Source organism: Cupriavidus sp. 05L411 (assembly GCF_056398045.1).
Genome location: NZ_JBFTOQ010000033.1, coordinates 43,844 through 63,430 on the forward strand (window position 1 = coordinate 43,844; position 19,587 = coordinate 63,430).

17 protein-coding genes and 1 pseudogene are annotated in these 19,587 nt (G+C 65.4%); 9 read left to right on the plus strand and 9 right to left on the minus strand.

Annotated features, from left to right (window positions below; all coding sequences use genetic code 11):
- Nucleotide 1: 1 nt before the first annotated feature.
- A complete protein-coding gene (locus AC1DQR_RS29550) occupies nt 2-1,564 on the minus strand; it encodes a DUF1302 domain-containing protein (RefSeq protein ID WP_477134268.1) in 1,563 nt (520 codons plus the stop codon).
- Nucleotides 1,565-1,830: 266 nt separating this feature from the next.
- Here AC1DQR_RS29550 and AC1DQR_RS29555 point away from each other — a divergent pair, with 266 nt between their 5' ends.
- Entirely contained in the window at nt 1,831-2,697 is an 867-nt protein-coding gene (locus AC1DQR_RS29555; RefSeq protein ID WP_477134269.1) for an SDR family NAD(P)-dependent oxidoreductase, read from the plus strand.
- A gap of 16 nt (nt 2,698-2,713) precedes the next feature.
- Here AC1DQR_RS29555 and AC1DQR_RS29560 read toward each other — a convergent pair whose 3' ends face one another.
- Nucleotides 2,714-3,490 (minus strand): SDR family oxidoreductase, encoded by a 777-nt coding sequence (locus tag AC1DQR_RS29560; RefSeq protein WP_477134270.1) that lies wholly within the window; start codon nt 3,488-3,490, stop codon nt 2,714-2,716.
- 149 nt (nt 3,491-3,639) lie between these two features.
- Between AC1DQR_RS29560 and AC1DQR_RS29565 the strand changes: the two genes are divergently transcribed.
- From AC1DQR_RS29565 to ppk2, 6 genes and pseudogenes are all read left to right on the plus strand, one after another.
- On the plus strand, nt 3,640-4,491 hold the full coding sequence (locus AC1DQR_RS29565; RefSeq protein WP_416052979.1) for an alpha/beta fold hydrolase: 852 nt from the start codon (nt 3,640-3,642) through the stop codon (nt 4,489-4,491).
- A gap of 102 nt (nt 4,492-4,593) precedes the next feature.
- A complete protein-coding gene (locus tag AC1DQR_RS29570) occupies nt 4,594-5,001 on the plus strand; it encodes a nuclear transport factor 2 family protein (RefSeq protein WP_416052978.1) in 408 nt (135 codons plus the stop codon).
- An 18-nt stretch (nt 5,002-5,019) separates the two neighbouring features.
- The gene (locus AC1DQR_RS29575; protein WP_416052977.1) at nt 5,020-5,583 is read left to right on the plus strand and encodes a TetR/AcrR family transcriptional regulator; all 564 of its coding nucleotides are present in this window, start codon (nt 5,020-5,022) and stop codon (nt 5,581-5,583) included.
- A gap of 185 nt (nt 5,584-5,768) precedes the next feature.
- A complete protein-coding gene (locus AC1DQR_RS29580) occupies nt 5,769-6,014 on the plus strand; it encodes a hypothetical protein (protein WP_416052976.1) in 246 nt (81 codons plus the stop codon).
- A gap of 280 nt (nt 6,015-6,294) precedes the next feature.
- Nucleotides 6,295-6,936: pseudogene (locus tag AC1DQR_RS29585) on the plus strand (AAA family ATPase); the annotation flags it as partial.
- Between the two features lie 101 nt (nt 6,937-7,037).
- Nucleotides 7,038-7,859, plus strand: a complete 822-nt coding sequence (gene ppk2 / locus AC1DQR_RS29590) for a polyphosphate kinase 2 (RefSeq protein WP_477134271.1) — start codon at nt 7,038-7,040, stop codon at nt 7,857-7,859.
- Between the two features lie 50 nt (nt 7,860-7,909).
- Here ppk2 and AC1DQR_RS29595 read toward each other — a convergent pair whose 3' ends face one another.
- The 5 genes from AC1DQR_RS29595 to AC1DQR_RS29615 form a co-directional block, all read right to left on the minus strand.
- The gene (locus tag AC1DQR_RS29595) at nt 7,910-10,702 is read right to left on the minus strand and encodes a molybdopterin-dependent oxidoreductase (protein ID WP_477134272.1); all 2,793 of its coding nucleotides are present in this window, start codon (nt 10,700-10,702) and stop codon (nt 7,910-7,912) included.
- A 73-nt stretch (nt 10,703-10,775) separates the two neighbouring features.
- Nucleotides 10,776-12,005 (minus strand): NAD(P)/FAD-dependent oxidoreductase, encoded by a 1,230-nt coding sequence (locus AC1DQR_RS29600; protein WP_477134273.1) that lies wholly within the window; start codon nt 12,003-12,005, stop codon nt 10,776-10,778.
- On the minus strand, nt 12,002-12,373 hold the full coding sequence (nirD, locus tag AC1DQR_RS29605) for a nitrite reductase small subunit NirD (protein WP_416052972.1): 372 nt from the start codon (nt 12,371-12,373) through the stop codon (nt 12,002-12,004). Before nirD ends, AC1DQR_RS29600 begins: the two co-directional genes overlap by 4 nt.
- Nucleotides 12,374-12,418: 45 nt before the next feature.
- Nucleotides 12,419-14,968, minus strand: a complete 2,550-nt coding sequence (nirB, locus tag AC1DQR_RS29610; RefSeq protein ID WP_477134274.1) for a nitrite reductase large subunit NirB — start codon at nt 14,966-14,968, stop codon at nt 12,419-12,421.
- 75 nt (nt 14,969-15,043) lie between these two features.
- Nucleotides 15,044-16,366, minus strand: a complete 1,323-nt coding sequence (locus AC1DQR_RS29615) for an MFS transporter (protein ID WP_477134280.1) — start codon at nt 16,364-16,366, stop codon at nt 15,044-15,046.
- Nucleotides 16,367-16,952: 586 nt separating this feature from the next.
- Here AC1DQR_RS29615 and AC1DQR_RS29620 point away from each other — a divergent pair.
- Nucleotides 16,953-17,441, plus strand: a complete 489-nt coding sequence (locus AC1DQR_RS29620) for a DUF4265 domain-containing protein (RefSeq protein ID WP_477134275.1) — start codon at nt 16,953-16,955, stop codon at nt 17,439-17,441.
- Between the two features lie 19 nt (nt 17,442-17,460).
- Here AC1DQR_RS29620 and AC1DQR_RS29625 read toward each other — a convergent pair whose 3' ends face one another.
- Entirely contained in the window at nt 17,461-17,964 is a 504-nt protein-coding gene (locus AC1DQR_RS29625) for a winged helix-turn-helix transcriptional regulator (RefSeq protein WP_477134276.1), read from the minus strand.
- 88 nt (nt 17,965-18,052) lie between these two features.
- Between AC1DQR_RS29625 and AC1DQR_RS29630 the strand changes: the two genes are divergently transcribed.
- Complete coding sequence (locus AC1DQR_RS29630; protein WP_477134277.1) at nt 18,053-18,688, plus strand: N-acetyltransferase family protein; 636 nt, start codon at nt 18,053-18,055, stop codon at nt 18,686-18,688.
- On the opposite strand, the gene AC1DQR_RS29635 is transcribed toward AC1DQR_RS29630, so the two are convergent.
- Nucleotides 18,685-19,569: an EamA family transporter gene (locus AC1DQR_RS29635; RefSeq protein ID WP_416052967.1), complete on the minus strand. Its 885-nt coding sequence runs from the start codon at nt 19,567-19,569 to the stop codon at nt 18,685-18,687. The genes AC1DQR_RS29630 and AC1DQR_RS29635 overlap by 4 nt on opposite strands.
- Between the last annotated feature and the right edge of the window lie 18 nt (nt 19,570-19,587).

Consider the following 19,587-nt stretch of genomic DNA (forward strand, 5'->3'; position numbering starts at 1 on the left):
TTCAAAACGAATATTTCGCATTGAATGCCGCATAGCTGCGGTCGGCCAACGGCCGATTAACAATGTTCGCCGTGCCCAGGAACATCGCGTAAGTCAGGTTCAGTTCAAGGTTGTTCAAATATTTGAAGGTCACGCCGACGCTCGCGCGGCGGTCGCCATATCCGGTCAGCGAACCGAAGCCGCCGGCTACGGCGGACTTTCCGCTGAATTCATGCGCATATGTCAGCGGCACCGTCATGTCCCAGCCGTTGAAGATATTGAGATAGGAGAGCGACCAGCCAAGCTGCAGGGCTGCCGAGTTCCTGGTGTTGGTGAGCGTGCTGAAGCCATTGACTGGCGTGACGCCAAGCACATGCAGGTAGGCGATTTCGCCCACCAGGCTCTGGGAGCTAGCGAGGAATGTCGGTCCGATGGAGTAAATGGCCGACATCTGGCCCTGGACGGCCTGGCCGCGCGTTGCGGTGGCAGCACCGTTGACATTCACCAGGATTGGCACGCCGTCTTTGTAGCTGACTTCACCCGCCACGTTGGCGCCGAGAAATTGCGTCGAGAAGCTTGCGCCGGTCAGATTGATACCGCTGAAAAACTTCTGCTGGTATTGCAGCGTCGGGAACAGGGTTGTCACGACATTCGGATTCTTGTCGTGGTAGCGCAATTGGTACAAACCAAACTCGGCGTCGAACGCGCGAAAGCGAGTACCTATGCCCCATTGGCCGGAGTCTGGAGGGTTGATATCCGAACCGCGCGGGATCTGTCTGCCACCCGGGCCGATGATGAACTGGGCACCCGGTCCAACCACATCAGTGGTGCTGAAGTACGCGCCAGCGGGGTTGAGTTGGTTGGACTTGTAGGTGAACTGGTAATAGCCAAGCAGGCTGAAGTTCGGATTCACCTCCCACTGTAATGAAGCTTGCGGCACCGGCAGCAGGATGTCCTTGACCTCGGCCCCCGGCACAAACGACTTGGTGGCGTCTGCCGGCCCCTGCGCGCCAGCGATGTTGGGGAAGAACAGGCTCTCGCCCCATGCCACTACTTGGTTGCCCAGCTTGACGTTCAAGCGAGTGGTGTCGATGTTGACGGCGCCATAGGCGTAGGCATCCAGCAACTGAGCCCGCTGGCCGTTGTAGTAGCGCGCGGAATCCGTAAACTCGTTGAAAGGGCCGGAGTGGTTGACGGTGGCGGGTGCATTGTTGGAATTGGAGGTGCGATAGGCCTGGTCGTAGAACACACTGCCGCGAAAGAACGCACCAAAATCGCCGCGCTGGAGATTGGCCTCGCCAAGCACGGTGGCGCGGTTGGCGATCATGTCGCCGCGCTTGAAGTTGCGGTCGCCGTCGTCGCCGTTGATGTTGGACGGCGACAGCAGCGCGCCGCTCTGCCCGCCAGTGCGGACCGCTGCGCCGTAGGTGGCGGTAAAGGAGTAGTTCAGCGACGTATCGTTGCCGAGATCGATGGTGTTGCCGGCCCAGGCGAACGGCGTGATCGCCGCGGCGATGGCCGAAACGATGGCGGCTGGCCGTAGCCTGTGTGTGCGATGCGGTGAACTGGTTCTTGAATTCTGCATTTGTCTCCTCCTATGGTTTTGGTGATGCGCGGTGATGCATTGACTGGCATGTCCCGTGGCTTCTTCTTTGATGGGAAGCGTAATGAGCGAGGGAGGGCGCGGAATCGTCAGAACGGACTAGACGGTTTCCCCTAGGACCGCGCGTTCCTGCGCGTGCACGAGCGGCTAGTCCGAACGGAGGATGAGGCGCGGTGGCGTGCGCGATAGCGTCGGGCATCGCCCCGCGTGGTGAGATCGCGACGCGGGAACCACGGAGGAGGAATGCGATGCGCAGTGAAAAGGAATCCATCGTTGCGGTGGTCACGGGCGGCTCGCGTGGCGCGGGCAAGGGCATCGCGCTGGCGCTGGCGCAAGCCGGCGCGACGGTGTACGTCACCGGGCGCACCGAGCGCAATGGCGAGGCGCCGTTGCCCGGCACCATCCACGAGACCGCGCGCGAGATCGATGCGCGCGGCGGCAAGGGCATTGCGGTGGCCTGTGACCATCGCGATGATGCGCAGGTACGCAGGCTGTTTGAGCAGGTGGGCGACGAATCGGGACGGCTGGACATCCTGGTGAACAACGCTACCTTCCTGCACGACGAACTGATCGAGCCGGGCGGCTTCTGGGAAAAGCCGCTGGCCCTGGTGGACATCCTCGACGTGGGCTTGCGCTCGGCCTATGTGGCGAGCTGGCATGCGGCGCCCTTGATGGTGGCTGGCAGGCGCGGATTGATGGCGTTCACGTCGTCCTTCGGCGCAAGCTGCTATATGCACGGCCCGGCCTACGGCGCGCAGAAGTCCGGCGTGGACAAGTTCGCCAAGGACATGGCGGTCGACCTGCGCCCGTACGGCGTGGCCGCGGTATCGGTCTGGATGGGCCCGCTGCGCACCGAGCGCACCATGCGGGTCTGGGCGCGCGAGCCCGGCAAATACGCCGCTTTCGCGCCGAGTGCGGAGAGCCCCGAGTTCACCGGCAAGGTCATACTTGCCTTGCATGGCGACGCCGCCCTCATGGAGAAATCCGGCCAGGTCCTGATCAGCGCCGAGATTGCGCAGGAGTACGGCATTCGTGATATCGACGGCAAGGCGCCCGTTTCCTACCGCTCGGTGCTGGGCGGGCCGGTGCAGGCGCATCCGGCCAAGGTCGAGTAGGCGCGCGCGGGGCGAGTCAGCCGCCTTGATGGGCTGCCGCGTCGAGGAAGGCCGGACGCTCGCCGCCGCCGTCGATGACCAGGTTGGCGCCTGAGACGTACGCGGCATGCGGCGAGGCAAGGAACAGGCAGGCGTCAGCGATGTCGCGCGGGGCGGCAAGGCGGCCGAGCGGCACGGTGTCGGCCACCCGCTGGAGCGTGGCCGCATCGCCGTAGTGTTGCTGCTGCGCGGTTTCGGTCAGCACCAGGCCCGGGCTCACGGCCGTGACCCGCACGTGCGGGGCCCATTCCACCGCTAGCGAGCGGACTGCGTTCAGGATGCCCGCCTTGGCCGCGCCGTAGGCGGCGGTGCCGGGGGAGGGCCGCAGCGCGCTGACGCTGCCGATGAAGATCTGCGTGCCACCACTGGCCTGGGTTTGCATGCGTGCGTTGGCGCGCTGCGCCAGCTGCAGCGGGGCCACCAGGTTCAGGCGGATGATCGATTCCAGCAGGCGCGGCGAGGCATCCGCAGCGAGCGCGAAGGGCGCGCCGCCGGCATTGTGGATCACGATATCGAGCGAGCCGGCGCTGTCCACGATCCGGGACAGCAGGGCCTCCACCTGCTCGGCGTCACGGATGTCGGCTGTGATGAACTCCGCCTCGCACGGCTGCATCCCGTCAGTCTCCGGTGGCGTGCGCCCGCAGGTGAATACGCGGGCGCCTGCTGCCAGGAAGCGCTCGGCAATGGCGCGGCCAATGCCGCGCGCGCCACCTGTCACCAACACCGTCTTGCCGCTGAAGTCGAATCCCGTCATCTCTGTTTTCCCTTGGTCCCGTTGCCTTGCTGGTCAGTGCGATCTTAGGGAAATCCACGGTCCGCTTCGTAGTCTGAAAGGACGATGCCTGCCGCGTTGCGCATGCGCATGATGGGCCGGGTTCGTCATGACAACAGGGAGACACCGACATGTCCAGTACGTCGCCTGCCGCAATTCCAGCCGGCCAAACCATCGCCACGCCAGACGGCCTGCGCCTGCACTACCTCGATGCCGGCGCCGGCGAGCCCGTCGTGTTCATCCACGGCAGTGGTCCAGGCGCCAGCGGTCACAGCAATTTCAAGCACAACGCACCGGCTTTTGCCGCGGCGGGTTTTCGCACTGTGGTGGTCGACCTGCCGGGATACGGCCAGTCATCGAAGCCGGCGGATGTGGAATACACACTGGACTTCTTCGTCGCCGCGCTGCGCGCGCAATTGCTGGCGCTGGAACTGCCGCGCTGCGTGCTGGTGGGCAACTCATTGGGCGGCGCCATTGCGCTGAAATACGCGCTGGATTACCCGGAGCATGTCAGCCGCCTGGTGATGATGGCGCCCGGCGGCGTCGAGGACCGCGAGACCTATTTCCGCATGGAAGGCATCGAGAAGATGGTGTCGCTGTTTACGGGCGGGCAGATGAACCATGACACCATGCGCGAGCTGCTGAAGTTGCTGGTGCATGACGCCACGCTGGTCACCGATGCGCTGGTGGACGAGCGCATGGCTGTCTGCAAGGAGCAGCCGCGCGAGGTGCTCGCCACCATGAAGGTGCCCAACCTGACCGAACGCCTGGGCGAGATCGCGTGCCCGGTGCTCGGTTTCTGGGGCACGGAAGACCGCTTCAACCCGGCCGGCGGCGCCCTCAAGTTCCTGCAGGGTTGCCGCGATGCGCGCTTCGTGCTGATCAATCGCTGTGGCCACTGGGTGATGGTCGAGCACAGCGATTACTTCAACCGCGAATGCCTGGCCTTCCTCGCGGATACGGCGGCGGCCGCCGCCGCGTAGCCTGGCTGTGCGGCCGGCGCGCCGGCGGCGCAAAGCAAATAATGGCAGGAGACAACATGGAATACCCGTTCAACCTGTCAACCTGTTCCAACGAGGAATGGAATGACCATCGACACGACCATGACCATGGCCGCGAACAAGAGCGCCCACATGAAGACCGCCTTGCTCGATTACGTCACCGCTTTCAATGCGGCGGACGCCGAGCGCGTGGTGGCGCTGTTTGCCGACGATGCGACCGTCGAGGACCCCGTTGGCGGCCCGGTGATAGCCGGGCGGGAGAGCATCCTCGCCTTCTATCGTCACGCGACGTCGCTCGGCGCGCGTCTGGACGTGGTAGCGGCGCCCCGGGGTTCGCACGGCAATGCCGCAGCCTTGTGTTTCGCCGTGTATGTGCGGATGCAGGGGCAGCCGGTTCGCATCGACGTGACCGACGTGATGACCTTCGGTGCCGACGGGCGCATTACCGGCATGCGCGCCTTCTGGGGGCCGGATGACGTGCATCCGCAGTAAGGCACGTGCGGCGCGGCCATGGTGAGACGTCGCGCGTGTGATGCGGCGGTCACGCGGGAGCGCATCCTGGCCAGCGCTGAGTTGCTGTTCGAGCGCCAGGGCGTGCAATGCGTCACGCTGGAGCAGGTAGCCGGTGCCATCGCCATGACACGCGGCGCGGTCTATGGACACTTCCGTAGCCGCGCCGACCTGCTGGCCGCCGTCATGGCGCGGGCGGAGGCGCATCTGGCCGCTTGGCTTGCCGCCTGTGCCGGTAACGGCGGGGGCCTGGCCCGCCCGGATCTGGAGCGCGTGCTTGCGACGATGCTGCAGGACGAGGCGGTGCCGCGCTATGCAGGCATCGTCCTCGGCTTGCTGCACCACGTTTGCACGCCTGCGTGCGAGCTATGCCACCTGAGCGTCCGCATCCGTGCCCGTGCCAAGGTGCTGTGCGACGCGCTTGGCAGGTTGCTGGGCGAGCAAGACAAGGCCGTGCTGCTGGCGGCGCATCTCTGGGGCCTGCTGTGCGCCCGTTCGCTGCGACTGGCGCCGCTAGATCTGGCAGGGTGCGTTGGGCCGCTGCTGCGACTCTATGGGGACTAGCTGGCGCTTGCTTTGGCGCTTCGCCGGCCTCGCGGCACGTGCACGGGCATAGGGATCGCCCCTAGTCTGCTTGGACGAGGACGTTATTCGCTCCATTGGCTACCTTTGAGTCATGAGACCGTGCCGACGCAGCGATGCAGGAGCATGGCAGAGGGAAAAAAGATACAAGCGGGGAGGAGACTGTCATGAAAGCTGGAAATCGCATCGCATGTTTGTTGTGCGCCGGCGCAGTGCTGGCGGTAGGTTTCGCCGCTGGCCTGATCACGGCGTCGCCACCAGCCTGGGAGGACGGCGCGTACGAACGCGCATCGGCCGCCACGACGGATATCCGGGTGGCGGCCGATGCCGCGCCGATTGACTGCGACGATGCCTGCTGGCAGCGCCGGGGCGTCGAGGCCGTGATGCTGCTGAGTAATCGCCCACCGCAGTAGCCACCCGGTCCTGCCAGGAACATGGCGCGCGAATCCGGCGCCTGGCGGGACCGTCTCCGGATGCCGGCATCAGCCAGTCATGCTGGTTAAGCACCTGTCCCATCCTCTGCATCAGGTCCAGGCGGCCCGCCCAGATGTCCATGCGCTGGTACCGACGCATGCGGGCCCCACCAGCTCTGCTCTCCTTGCGCCCGCCCGGGCGCGGCACTTTGGCCTGGCACAACCAATCGTTCCTTCTTGATCCGCATCAATTTCTCAGCGCCGGCTACGCACACACTAGATGGAGATCGGCAAGAGCAAGGCCAAGGTCTATATGCAGAAGGAGACCGGTGTCACCTTTGCCGACGTTGCCGGCATCGATGAGGCCAAGGCGGAACTGATGGAGGTTGTGGAGTTTCTCAAGAATCCGGAGCGTTACCGGCGCCTTGGGGGAAAGATCCCCAAAGGGGTGTTGTTGCTTGGTGCGCCTGGGACTGGCAAGACACTCCTCGCCAAAGCCGTCGCGGGGGAAGCCGCTGTGCCTTTTTTCAGCATGAGCGGTTCCGGCTTCGTCGAGATGTTTGTCGGTGTGGGCGCTGCACGCGTGCGCGACCTCTTTACGCAGGCTGAACAGAAGGCGCCCTGCATTATCTTCATCGACGAGCTGGATGCGCTTGGCAAGACGCGCGGCTTCAGCGCCGTCGGCGGCCAGGACGAGCGGGAACAGACCCTGAATCAACTGCTGGTGGAGATGGACGGGTTCGACACCAATAAGGGCGTCATCATCATGGCCGCCACCAATCGCCCCGAAATTCTCGATCCCGCGCTGCTGCGCCCCGGGCGATTCGACCGCCATGTTGCGCCGGATCGTCCGGACCTGAAGGGGCGGGAGCAGATCCTCAGGGTGCATGTCAGGAACGTGACCCTGGCCCCTGCCGTGGATCGCGCAATGCTGGACCAGTTGCTGTCGGGCAAGGCGCCTGTGCCGGGGAACGCCCGGCTTGGCGAAATGCCGGTCAGCGGACGGCCGGTGGGAGCGGAATCATGAGCAAGAAGCGGATTGGATATCCATCGGGAGATGAGAACGGCGTCCTGTTGCACGAGGGGCACGAGGGGCACGATGGCTATGACGCAGATCTGCGCCTGCTGCAGATAGAGTTGGTGAAACTGCAGAAGCACTTCATTGGTTGCCAGGACAAGATCCTGGTGATCCTTGAAGGCCGCGACGCAGCCGGCAAGGACGGCACCATCAAGCGCATCGTCGAATATCTCAGTCCACGCGAAACACGGGTGGTGGCACTGGGAAAACCCTCCGACCGTGACCGTGGGTCGTGGTACTTCCAGCGCTATGTGGCGTACTTGCCGGCTGCCGGGGAATTCGCGCTGTTCAATCGTAGCTGGTACAACCGCGCGGGCGTTGAACACGTCATGGGGTTTTGCACCGACGCCGAGCGTGAGGAGTTCATGTCGAGCGTCACGGAGTTTGAAAGCATGCTGGTTCGCTCGGGGATCCACTTGATCAAGTACTACCTCGATATCAGCAAGGACGAACAGAAGAAGCGCCTTGCGCAGCGGCGGCGCGATCCCCTGAAGCAATGGAAGGTCAGCCCGGTCGACCAGCATGCGGTGCGCTTGTGGAAGAAATACAGCGCGGCCCGCAACGAGATGTTTGCTCGCACGAGCGCCGCGGTGCCATGGAGCGTGGTGCGTGCCGACGATAAGCGCCTGGCGCGCCTTAACCTCATCAAGGACTTGCTGACGCGACTGCACTATGCCGACAAGGACGAGGCGCTGATACGCCCGAATCCGCAGATCGTGTTCTCCTATGACATGTCATGTCTGGAGAACGGCGCTATCGCGGCATGAAAAGGCACCAGCCAACGCAACGTGAGCACGTTGGCTGGCGCCCGCCATCATCAAGCTACTTCCGCTACCCGTATCTCCGCCAGCAGCTTCTTCAACTCCGGCACGCAAGACCCGCAGTTGCCGCCCGCCTTCACGCAGGCGGTGACTTCGGCCGGTGTCTTGAGATCATGCTTGCGTACCGCATCGCAGATGGTGTTGCGCCCCACGCCAAAGCAGGAGCACACGGTGGGGCCGGCGTCCGCACCCTTTTCCATCGGCTGGCCTAGCAGCAGGCCGATGCGATCGGCGTCTTCCAGGCGGTCCTTGGCGAACAGCGTGGGCAGCCACGCGCGCGAGGGTAGCTCGGGGCGCGTGCACACGTAGATGCAGGCCTGGAGGCGGTCGTCGACCACGTGGCCGGCGTGGTAGATGCCGGCGGTGCGGTCTTCATACTCGATCCAGTCCGCATTGGGGTCATCGATGCCGAGCAACTGGCGGGCCCACGCGGCGCGGTCGGCGATATTCTCGCGGCCGGCGAACTCGTAGCGCTGGAACTGGCGCCCCTGGACGCGCGTCCAGTAGGTCAGCTCGTCCGCCTGGAGGTCCTCGCGGCTCAACACGAAGCCATGCCACGACACGCGGAACTCTTCCACGCGCACCGGCGTGTGCTTGAACTCGGGCTCGCCCGAGACCGGGTCCACCACCGGGTTGACCAGCGCGCCCACGCGCGCGTCGGAGCTGAACTGGCTGTTCCAGTGGATCGGCACGAATACGCTGCCGCGCGGGATGCCGCCGCTGTGCTGCACCCGCGCCACCATGGCGCCCCAGCGCGTGGTCACGCGGGCCAGCTTGCCTTCGCTGACGCCGGATAGCAGGGCGTCCTGCGGATGCATGTCGACGAAGGGCTCGGCGATGTGGTCGGCCAGCTTGGGCGATTTGCCGGTGCGGGTCATGGTGTGCCATTGGTCGCGCACGCGGCCGGTGTTGAGCACTAGCGGGAATTCGTCATCGGTGGCGTGGAACGGCGCGCGCGGCGCGGTGGCGATAAAGCGGGCGCGGCCATCGGGGTGGGCGAAGCGGCCGTCGGCGAACAGCCGGGCCGTGCCGCCGGACGCGCTGGTGAGGCGCCCCGCGGGCGTGGCCATCACCGGCCATTGCACCGGTGAGAGCGCGTCGAATTGCTTCTGGCTCATGCCAGCCAGCCCGGCGAGGTCGAATATGCGTGGCGCGTGGGCCTGATCGCTGCTGCCCGCGTTCCGGTATGTGCTCAGCCGCGCGTGCTCGTCGAAGATCTCGTGCGGTCCGGCAAAACGGAATCCATCAAAGCCCATGCGCGTGGCCACATCGCACAGGATCCGCCAGTCAGCGCGAGCCTCGCCGGGCGCCGGCAGAAAGGCGCGCTGGCGCGAGATGCGGCGCTCGGAACTGGTGACGGTGCCGTCCTTCTCGCCCCAGCCCAGCGCGGGCAGCAGGACGTGCGCGGCGTCGTTGGTATCGGTGCGCAGCATGATGTCGGAGCTGACCACCAGTTGGCACTTGGCCAGCGCGCGGCGGGCCTGGTCGGCATCCGGCAGGCTGACCACCGGGTTGGTGGCGATCACCCACACGGCCTTGACCCGGCCTTGCTCGATGGCCTCGAACAGCTCCACCGCCTTCAGGCCTGGCTTGTCCGCGATGGCGGGTGAGCCCCAGAACGATTGCACGATTTCCCGGTGCAGCGGGTCGGCCAGCTCCATATGGGCCGCCAGCATATTGGCCAGCCCGCCGACCTCGCGCCCGCCCATGGCGTTGGGCTGGCCGGTCAGCGAGAAGGGGCCCATGCCGGGCTGTCCCACGCGGCCGGTGGCCAGGTGGCAGTTGATGATGCTGTTGACCTTGTCGGTGCCTGCCGACGACTGGTTCACGCCTTGCGAGAAGCCGGTCACCACCTTGGGCGTGGCGGCGAACAAGGCGTAGAAGCCGCGCAGGGCTTCAGGGTCGAGCTTGCATGCCTTGGCTACCTTGGCGATGTCGGCGCAGTCCGGGCCGGCGGCCGCCAGCGCGGCGTCCAGGCCGCTGGTGTGGGCATCGACGAATGACGGGTCCACCGCGCCGTGCTGTGCCAGGTAGTGCAGCAAGCCGTTGAACAGCCACACGTCGGTGCCGGGCTTGAGCGGCAGGTGCAGGTCGGCCAGCTCGCAGGTGGCGGTGCGGCGCGGGTCGATCACCACCAGCTTCATTTCCGGCCGGGCTTCCTTGGCTTTCAACAGCCGCTGGAACAGGATCGGGTGGCACCACGCGGTGTTGGAGCCGACCAGCACCACCAGGTCGGCCAGTTCCAGGTCTTCGTAGTTGCCCGGCACCAGGTCCTCGCCAAAGGCGCGCTTGTGCCCGGCCACCGCCGACGACATGCATAGGCGCGAGTTGGTGTCGATATTGGCGCTGCCGATAAAGCCCTTCATCAGCTTGTTGGCAACGTAGTAGTCCTCGGTCAGCAACTGGCCGGAGACGTAGAGCGCCACGGCATCGGGCCCGTGTTCGGCGATGATGGCCTTGAAGCCCTGGGCGACCTTGTCCAGTGCGTGGTCCCAGGACACTGGCTGCAAGGCGCCGTTGGCACCGCGTACTTGCGGGTGCAGCAGGCGGCCTTCCAGGCCGACGGTTTCCGCCAGCGCCGAGCCCTTCACGCACAGTCGGCCCTGGTTGGAGCCGTGGCTGGCGTCGCCGGCCACTTCCACGCTGCCGTCGGCATGGCGAGTGGCGCGCACACCGCAGCCCACGCCGCAATACGGGCAGGTGGTATCGGTGACGGTGACTGAGGCGTCGGCGGACAGCAGGGTGGGCGAACCGGTGGAGAGGATGACGGGGATATCGGACAGGTTCACGTTAGCACTCGCTGCTGGCGGTCAATCGGGGACTAGGTCGTTCAAGCGTTCAAGCGTTCAGGCGTTGAGGTGGTCAGGCTGCCATGGCCTCGCACTGTGCCTTGCCGAACAGCAATCTCTGGCGCATGGCGCCTACCGGGGCGCCGCTCTGGATCAGGTCGAAGTACCAGGGGCCGTCCTGCACGTCGCCGTACAGCACCGCCCCGACCAGCCGCCCGCCTTGCAGCACCAGCCGCTTGTACATGCCGCGGCGCGGATCGCGCATGACGAGATCCTCGCTGCCGTCGCCGCCGATGAAGTCGCCGGCGGAGTACAGATCCACGCCAGTCACCTTGAGCTTGGTGGCGGTGGCCTGCTGCACATAGCGGCGATGCCCGGCGCCGGCCAGGTGCGCGGCGGCCACGCGCGCCTGTTCCCAGATCGGCGCGACCAGCCCGAAGGTGGCTTGGCGGTGCTGCACGCATTCGCCCACGGCATACACGCGCGGATCGTAGCTCTGCAAGGTGTCGTCCACCACGATGGCGCGCTCGCAGCGCAACCCGGCCTGCTGGGCCAGTTCGATATTGGGGCGCACGCCGGCGGTCATCACCACCAGGTCGGCGGGGATCTGGGTACCGTCTTTAAAGCATACGCCGGTGACGCGGTCTTCCCCAAGGATGCCGCTGGTATTGGCGCCCAGCAAAAAGCGCAGGCCTTTGCGCTCCAGCGCCTCTTTGAGCAGCGCGGCGGCGGGCTTGTCGAGCTGGCGCTCCATCAGGCTGTCGGCCACGTGCACTACGCTCACCTCCATGCCCTGGCGCATCAGGCCATTGGCGGCTTCCAGGCCGAGCAGGCCCCCGCCGATCACCACCGCGTGGCGATGGTTGCGCGCCGCCGCCAGCATGGTTTCCACGTCCTGGATGTCGCGAAAGGCGATGACGCCGTCGAGCTGGTGGCCCGGCACGGGGATGATGAATGGCTTGGAGCCGGTCGCCAGCAGCAGGCGGTCATAGCCCACCTCACGCCAGGATTGCGAGCGCACCAGCCGGCGGCGGCGGTCGATCGCCACCACCGGATCGCCGGCCAGCAGTTCGATGCCGTTCTGCGCGTACCAGTCGCGGGTGTTGAGCATGATGTCCGCGACTGTCTTCTCGCCGGCCAGCACCGGCGAGAGCAGGATGCGGTTGTAGTTGCCGTGCGGCTCGGCGCCGAACACGGTGATGTCATAGAGGTCGGGCGCGAGCTTGAGCAACTCCTCGACCGTGCGCATGCCGGCCATGCCGTTGCCGACCACCACCAGGCGGGGTTTGGGGGGCGCGGTCATGCGGCCACCCAGACTTTGCCGTCATAAACGCGGGCCGGATATGCCGCGATGGAGTGCTCGGGCGCTTCCAGGCATTCGCCGGTCTGCAGGTCGAAGTGATGCTTGTAGATCGGCGACGCCACCACGATGCGTTCGCCCAGGCTCCCCACCAGGCCGCGCGACAGCACGGCGGCGTTGGCGTTGGGATCGTAGTTGGAGATGGCGAACACCTGGTCGCCATTGCCGCCCTGATCGTCGCTGTAGCCGGCGCCGACCCGGAACACGGCGATCTGTGCCTTGTCCACCAGTGCGCACACACCGGTATTGGGCACGATGTCGCGCAGGCTGCAAACGGCGGTCCAGGCTTCGGTATGGTGGGTGGGGCTCATGATGTTCTCCTTGGGCGTTGGCGCGAGATGATGGGTCGGGTCGGTTCAGGCTGCCTTGACGATCACGGGGATCTGCTCAAGCCGGGATTTACGCAAGTTTCGTTCCTCCGGCGTGGCCGGGCGGATCTGGCCGCGCTCTTCCATAAAGACCAGGTTGTCGTCGCGCAGGTCGCTATTGACGAAGTGGCGGAAGCGCTTGCGGGTTTCCGGGTTGGTCACGGCGGCCTTCCATTCGTCTTCGTAAGTGTCCACCACGTGCTGCATCTGCGCCTCCAGTTCGGCGCCAATGCCCAGGCTGTCTTCCAGCACCACGGCCTTGAGGTAGTCCAGCCCGCCTTCCATGTTGTCGCGCCACACGCTGGTGCGCTGCAGGCGGTCGGCGGTGCGCACGTAGAACATCAGGAAGCGGTCCACGTAGCGCAGCAGGGTTTCGCGGTCCAGGTCGCTGGCCAGCAGTTCGGCGTGGCGGGGCTTCATGCCGCCGTTGCCGCACACGTACAGGTTCCAGCCGCGTTCGGTGGCGATGATGCCCACGTCCTTGCCCTGGGCTTCGGCGCACTCGCGGGTGCAGCCGGAAACGCCAAACTTGATCTTGTGCGGCGCGCGCAGGCCCTTGTAGCGGTTTTCGATCTCGATGGCCAGGCCGACCGAGTCGTCCACGCCGTAGCGGCACCACGTGGAACCCACGCAGGACTTCACGGTGCGCAGGGACTTGCCATAGGCATGGCCCGATTCGAAGCCGGCCGCGATCAGTTCTTCCCAGATCATCGGCAGCTCTTCCACGCGCGCGCCGAACATGTCGACCCGCGCCCCGCCGGTGATCTTGGTGTACAGGCCATACTTCTTGGCCACCTGGCCGACCGCGATCAGCCCGTCGGGCGTGACTTCGCCGCCCGGCATGCGGGGCACGACCGAGTAGGTGCCGTCCTTCTGGATGTTGCCCAGGAAGTAGTCGTTCGAGTCCTGCAGGCTGGCGTGCTCTTGCTTGAGCACGAACTCGTTCCAGCACGAGGCCAGGATGCTCGCCACCGTGGGCTTGCACACGTCGCAGCCCAGGCCCTTGCCATGCGCGGCCAGCAGTTCCCCGAAGGTCTTGAAGCCGCCCACGCGCACCAGGTGGTAGAGCTCCTGGCGGGAGTAAGCAAAGTGCTCGCACAGGTGGTTGTTCACCGCCAGGCCTTGCTTCTTCATCTCGGCCTTCATCACCTGCGTGACCAGCGGTACGCAGCCGCCGCAGGTGCTGCCGGCCTTGGTGCAGCGCTTCATCTCACCGATAGTGGTGGTGCCGCTGCAGACGGCAGCGCAGATATCGCCCTTGGTCACGTTGTTGCAGGAGCAGATCTGCGCGGAATCCGGCAAGGCATCGGCGCCCAATCCCGGCTTGGCCTGGCCGTCGGAGGACGGCAGGATCAGGAATTCCGGCGACTCGGGCAGCTCGATCTTGTTGAGCATCATTTGCAGCAGGGTGCCGTATTCCTCGGCATCGCCCACCAGCACGCCGCCCAGCAAGTACTTGCCGCATTCGGATACCACCAGCTTCTTGTAGACCTGCTTGCGCTCGTCGGTGAACTGGAACGAGCGGCTGCCGGGCGCATTGCCGTGCGGGTCGCCCAGGCTGGCCACGTCCACGCCCATCAGCTTGAGCTTGGTGCTCATGTCGGCGCCGGCGAACTCGGCCTGGTGGCCGAGCAGATGCTTGGTGGCCACGCGGGCCATTTCATAGCCGGGCGCGACCAGGCCGTAGATCTTGCCGTCCCACAGCGCGCATTCGCCGATGGCGTACACGTCGGGGTCGGAGGTCAGGCACTGGTTGTCCACCGTGATGCCGCCGCGCTCGCCAATGGCCAGGCCGCTGGCGCGGGCCAGCTCGTCGCGCGGGCGGATGCCGGCGGAGAACACGATCATGTCGGTGTCCAGATGGCTGCCATCGGCAAAGTTCATGCGATGGGTGCCGTCTTCGCCGTCGACGATCTCCACGGTGTTCTTGCGGGTATGCGCGGTGACGCCAAGCTCTTCGATCTTCCGGCGGAGCATCGCGCCGCCGCCGTCGTCCACCTGCACCGCCATCAGGCGGGGGGCAAATTCCACCACATGGGTTTGCAGGCCCATGTCGTGCAGCGCCTTGGCGCATTCCAGGCCCAGCAGGCCGCCACCGATCACCACGCCGGTCCTGGAGCGGGCGCCGCATTCCTGCATGGCTTCCAGGTCTTCGATGGTGCGGTAAACAAAGCAGTCCTTGCGGTCCTTGCCGGGCAGCGGCGGCACGAAGGGGTAGGAGCCGGTGGCCATGATCAGCTTGTCGTAGGGCAGCGTCTCGCCGGTGGAAACCGTCACCGTCCTGGCCGCGCGGTCGATGCCGGTGGCGCGCGCGTTCAGGCGCAGCAGCATGTTGCTGCGCTCGAAGAAGCCCGCTTCCACCAGCGAGAGATCCTCGGCGGATTTGCCCGCGAAGAACTCGGACAGGTGCACGCGGTCATAGGCGGGACGCGGCTCCTCGCACAGCACGGTGATCTCGATATCTTGCGAGCCGGCCTCGGCCAGGCATTCCAGGAATTTGTGGCCGACCATGCCGTGGCCGATGATGATCAGTTTCATGATGGTTTCCTTGTTCTGTGGGGCCGCTGGTGCGTGTGCTTTGATGGCGTCGTTGCGTCGTGGCGTCGGACGGGCTCAGGACCCGGACGCGGCCAGCGCGTTGTCGAGCAGCGCCTGCTCGCTGGCCTTGTGCTCGGCCGAGAACCGCACGGCGATGGCGCACAAGGCGGAGACGATGGCCGCCGCGCCCAGCACGGTCAGCGTTTGCTGCAGGTTGCCGCCCAGGCCCTTCATCAGGAAGCCCGCCGCCACGGCGCCCACATTGCCGCCGGCGCCGATGATGCCGGCCACGCCGCCCAGCGCCTTGCGGTCGATAAAGGGCACCAGCGCATAGGTGGCGCCGCAGGCCATATGGGTGAACAGGCCGAAGCCCAGCATGGCGGCCACAGCAGCCACGACGTGATGCGCCTGGGCAAACCACAACAGGCCCAGGCCTTCACCCAGGATCAGCACGAACAGCAGCGTGGAACGCGCATCCAGGCCACGGCGCAGCGCAGCCTTGTCCGACAGCCAGCCGCCCAGGGCACGGGCGAACAGGGCGAGCAGGCCAAAGCTGGCGGCGGCCAGGCCGGCGCTGCCGAGCGACAGGCCGAAGTGATCCACGTAATAGGTAGCGGCCACGTTGTGGATGAAGATCTCCACGCCGAAGCAGGCACCGTAGGTGATAAACAGCATCCACACGCGGTAGTTGCCGGCTGCGGCGACAAAGCTGGCCCAGCCGCCTTTCTTGCCGCTGTCGATGGCGATGCCGCGCGCGCGCAGATCCTTGAAGTCGCCTTGCGGGCAGTCCTGTGTATAGCGCCAGTACAGCACCGCCATGATCAGCATCAGCACGCCCGGCACCAGCAGCGCCAGGCGCCAGCCCATGGTGTGGCTCACGCCCAGCATCAGCACGCCACCCAGCAGCAGCGGCATCAGCGCTTGCGCCGCGCCACCGCCGGCGTTGCCCCAGCCGGCGGCTGCTGCGTTGGCGGTGCCCACCACATTGGGCGCGAACATCACCGAGGTGTGGTACTGCGTGATCACGAAGCTCGCGCCAACCGCGCCAATCAACAGGCGGAAAAACAGGAAGGCTTCGTAGCTCTGCGCCATCGCCACGCCCAGCACGGGGATCGCACCGAGAGCGAGCAGGCCGGTGTAGGCGCGGCGGGGACCAAAGCGGTCGCACAGCGGGCCGATGGCCAGCCGCACGAGAATGGTCACGGCCACTGCCGCGATATTGATATTGGCGATCTGGTCGGGAGTCAGGCCGAATTCACCCTTGAGCACCGGCATCAGCGGCGCGCAGGCGAACCACGCGAAGAAGCACACGAAGAAGGCCATCCAAGTCAGGTGGAAGGCGCGCATCTGCGGGGTGCGCAGGCTTAGCAGTTCGATGCGGGTGGCTTTGCCGGTCATCATGGCTCCAKAAAAACAAAKGGCGTCCCGCRAWCCGGTCRTGAAGACCAGATCAGGGGACGCCGTTGTCCTGGYGGCAGCGRTRAAGACCGCTACCACCCTGTGTGAGGTGAGCGGGCCGCCGTTGGTCCGCTCGCGTCTTATTACGCAAGCGGTGTGCCAGGGCTGTTTGTGATGGATGAAGGGGTTTTTGCGCTGCACGGGAGCATCAGGCCGGGAGGCGATGCGCCGAGGTGGGGCGGGGCGGCACGGTCATGGTGCAGTGCAATGGACCGGGGCGGTGCGCGGGGTGGTGCAGGCAGTAGCTGGTATCAGGTTGTCCCTACTCAGGCCGTGGATGCCGGGAGCTGATGGTTACGCCAATTCCGCCTGGCGTGCCAAGCCCTTGGCTTCGGGCCGCCGGAATCCGCACGTGGCTCCGCACTCGAACGGATGCCTGGATAGCGGAGAATGTGCAAGGAGCGCCAAAGGCAAGCTGGCTTCCCAATTGGGGCATCATGTCGCACAACACGGTTGCTGTGTAAAACTGGGCGGTCCCGCATCAAACACATCAACCGCATCAAACGCAATAGCAACGAACCACCACATGGAAAATATCCCCCCAAGCGTCCTGATCCAGGTCTACGCCGGAGAAGACGACGCGGAGCCAATGTTCGAAGAACTGCCCGCCCGCCAAATCGATGAAGACACCTACGAGCTTCTCGCCTCGCCCGGTCTTGCCTTGAATCTGGCAAGAGGCGATATCGTCTCCATCAAGAATAGAAACGCGCATGCCGAAGTCCTGTCGAGGGGTGGGAATTTCTGCATTCAGATCTACGAGGATGAAGATATCCCACAGGCATGCCTGGCACGCCTGGAGAAGGAAGTGCAGGCCGAACTGGGCGGTTCCCTGGACGGGATCAACGGCGGAAATCTGTCATTGACCATCCCATCCAAAAACGGGATGGACCGAATCCGCGACGTCTTTGACAGGTTTCGCGACCAGACCGGGATTCAGTGGTACTACGCGAACATCTACCGGAATCTGGACGATCCCGATGATGAAACACTGCTGGACTGGTGGCTGAAGGATTGAAGGCTGATCGCGCCCAGGCTCACGCTTGCGTGGCAGGCGCTTGCGGGGATTCGCCTTCAGCCGCCGGCGCTGGCCGCCGGCTCGCGTGGTAAATCTCGATATCGTTGGGCCGCACCAACTGATCCGCATCATCCACCAGTGCCGCGCGCACGCGGCGCCCATCCTGTGCGGTAAGCAACGTCACCGGCCCTTGGCCGCTGGCGGCCAAGTGGCGATCCCCCCATTGCATCAGCCCGATGATCACCGGCAGCAACTCCACCGCGGCGCGCGTCGGCCGGTACTCGAACCGTTCACGCTCGCCCGGCTCCCGATAGCTCACCTTGCGCAGGATGCCTGCCTCGGTCAGCGTTTTGAGCCTGGCCGACAGCACGGCGGGGGAGCACTGCAGGCGCTCCAGGAAATCGTCGAAGCGCCTGATGCCGTGGAAAACGTCGCGCAAGATAAGAATTGTCCACTTCTCTCCAATCAGCGAGAGGGTCGCGGCAATCGAGCAGTTGCGGAGTTCTTGGGCGGTGAGATCCATGCATTGAGCATAGCAGGCTAACTTCATTTGCAAAAGTCAGGGTATTGCCTATACTCCTGACTATGAAATATGAAGTCAGGAGCCGGACATGCAGCCTTCGAATCCTCCCAGCCTTGCCGGCCAATCCAGCCTGACCGGCGGCGGCCGGCATGCTGGCTGCCCGGAATGCGCCGAGACCTGGAAGTTGAGCGGTGGCGAGCGCGTGGTCGTGCGCGCTGTTCGTGCCGCCGATGCTGAGAGAGAGCGGGCCTTTGTCCAGGCCCTGTCGCGCGAGAGCCGTTATTACCGCTTCCTGACCGGCGGACGCGTGTCCGACGAGGTAATCGACCTGTTTATCGAGAGCAACGCCGGCCTGGCGCTGGTGGTCACGGCGGAAGTGGAGGGGCTGCCGATGATCGTCGCCAACGGCAACTACGTGGTGACGCGTGGCGAGGACGGCGACGTTGGCGAGTTCGCCGTGGCGGTGGCCGACGACTGGCAAGGCAAGGGTATCGGCCGCCGGCTGATCCAGCGCCTGCGCGACGCGGCGCTGGGCGCCGGCCTGCATCTGCTGCGCGGGGACGTGCTGAGCGAGAACCGCCGCATGCTGGCGCTGATGCGGGAGTTCGGCTTCTCCACCCGGCGCAACCCGGAAGACAGCCTGCTGTATGAGGTCAGCCTGGTGCTGGGCGAGCTGGCCGGCTACGGCGCGCAGCAAGCCGTGGCGCGGCTATCGGCAGCCTAGGCCTCGGCGGTTGCGCGCTTGCGCGATCCGGCTGTCACGGTGCATCCCACCGACGCCGTGATGATGCTGGCAATCGCCAGCCATTGCTGCGTATTCAGCGTCTCGTGCAGGAAGGCGAGGCCTGCCAGCGCGCCCATGGCGGGTTCCATGCTGAGCAGGATGCCGAAGGTGCGGCGCGGCAGCCGCTTGAGCGCCACCATTTCCAGTGAATAGGGAATGGCGCTGGAGAGCAGGCCAACCGCCAGCCCTGCCACCAGCAGCGACGGGCTGAACATGGCCGCGCCGGCATGCGCCAGCCCGAAGGGCAGCACGACCAGCGATGCCATGGTCAGCCCGAGCGAGGTGGCTTGCCCGCCGTGCGCGTTGCCTGCCATCTGCCCGAAGATGATGTATAGCGCCCAGCCCACGCCGGCCGTCAGCGCGTAGCCGATGCCTACGGGATCGAGCGTGGCAACGTTCTCCCCGAGCGGCAACAGCAACAGCAAGCCTGCCACCGCAAAGGCAATCCAGAGAAAGTCGATGGCCCGCCGCGACGACGACACGGCGACCGCCAGCGGCCCGGTGAACTCGATGGCAATCGCCAGCCCGAGCGGGACGGTGCGCAGCGACATATAGAACAGCAGGTTGGTGGCGCCCAGCGCCGCGCCGTAAAGCGCGATCACACGGGCGTTGGCCAGGCTTAACGGCATCCGCCAGGGCCGCCACACGCACAGCAGGATCAACGCCGAGAAGCTCACCCGCAGCGCCGTGGTGCCCTGGGCGCCAACCTCGGCAAACAGGCTCTTGGCAAACGACGTACCGACGCAGAGCGAAGCCATCGATCCGATCAATGCCAGCACGGCAATCAGGGTGGCACTTTGTTTCAGGCGATTCAGCGGCAATTGCGACTCTCAGGCGAT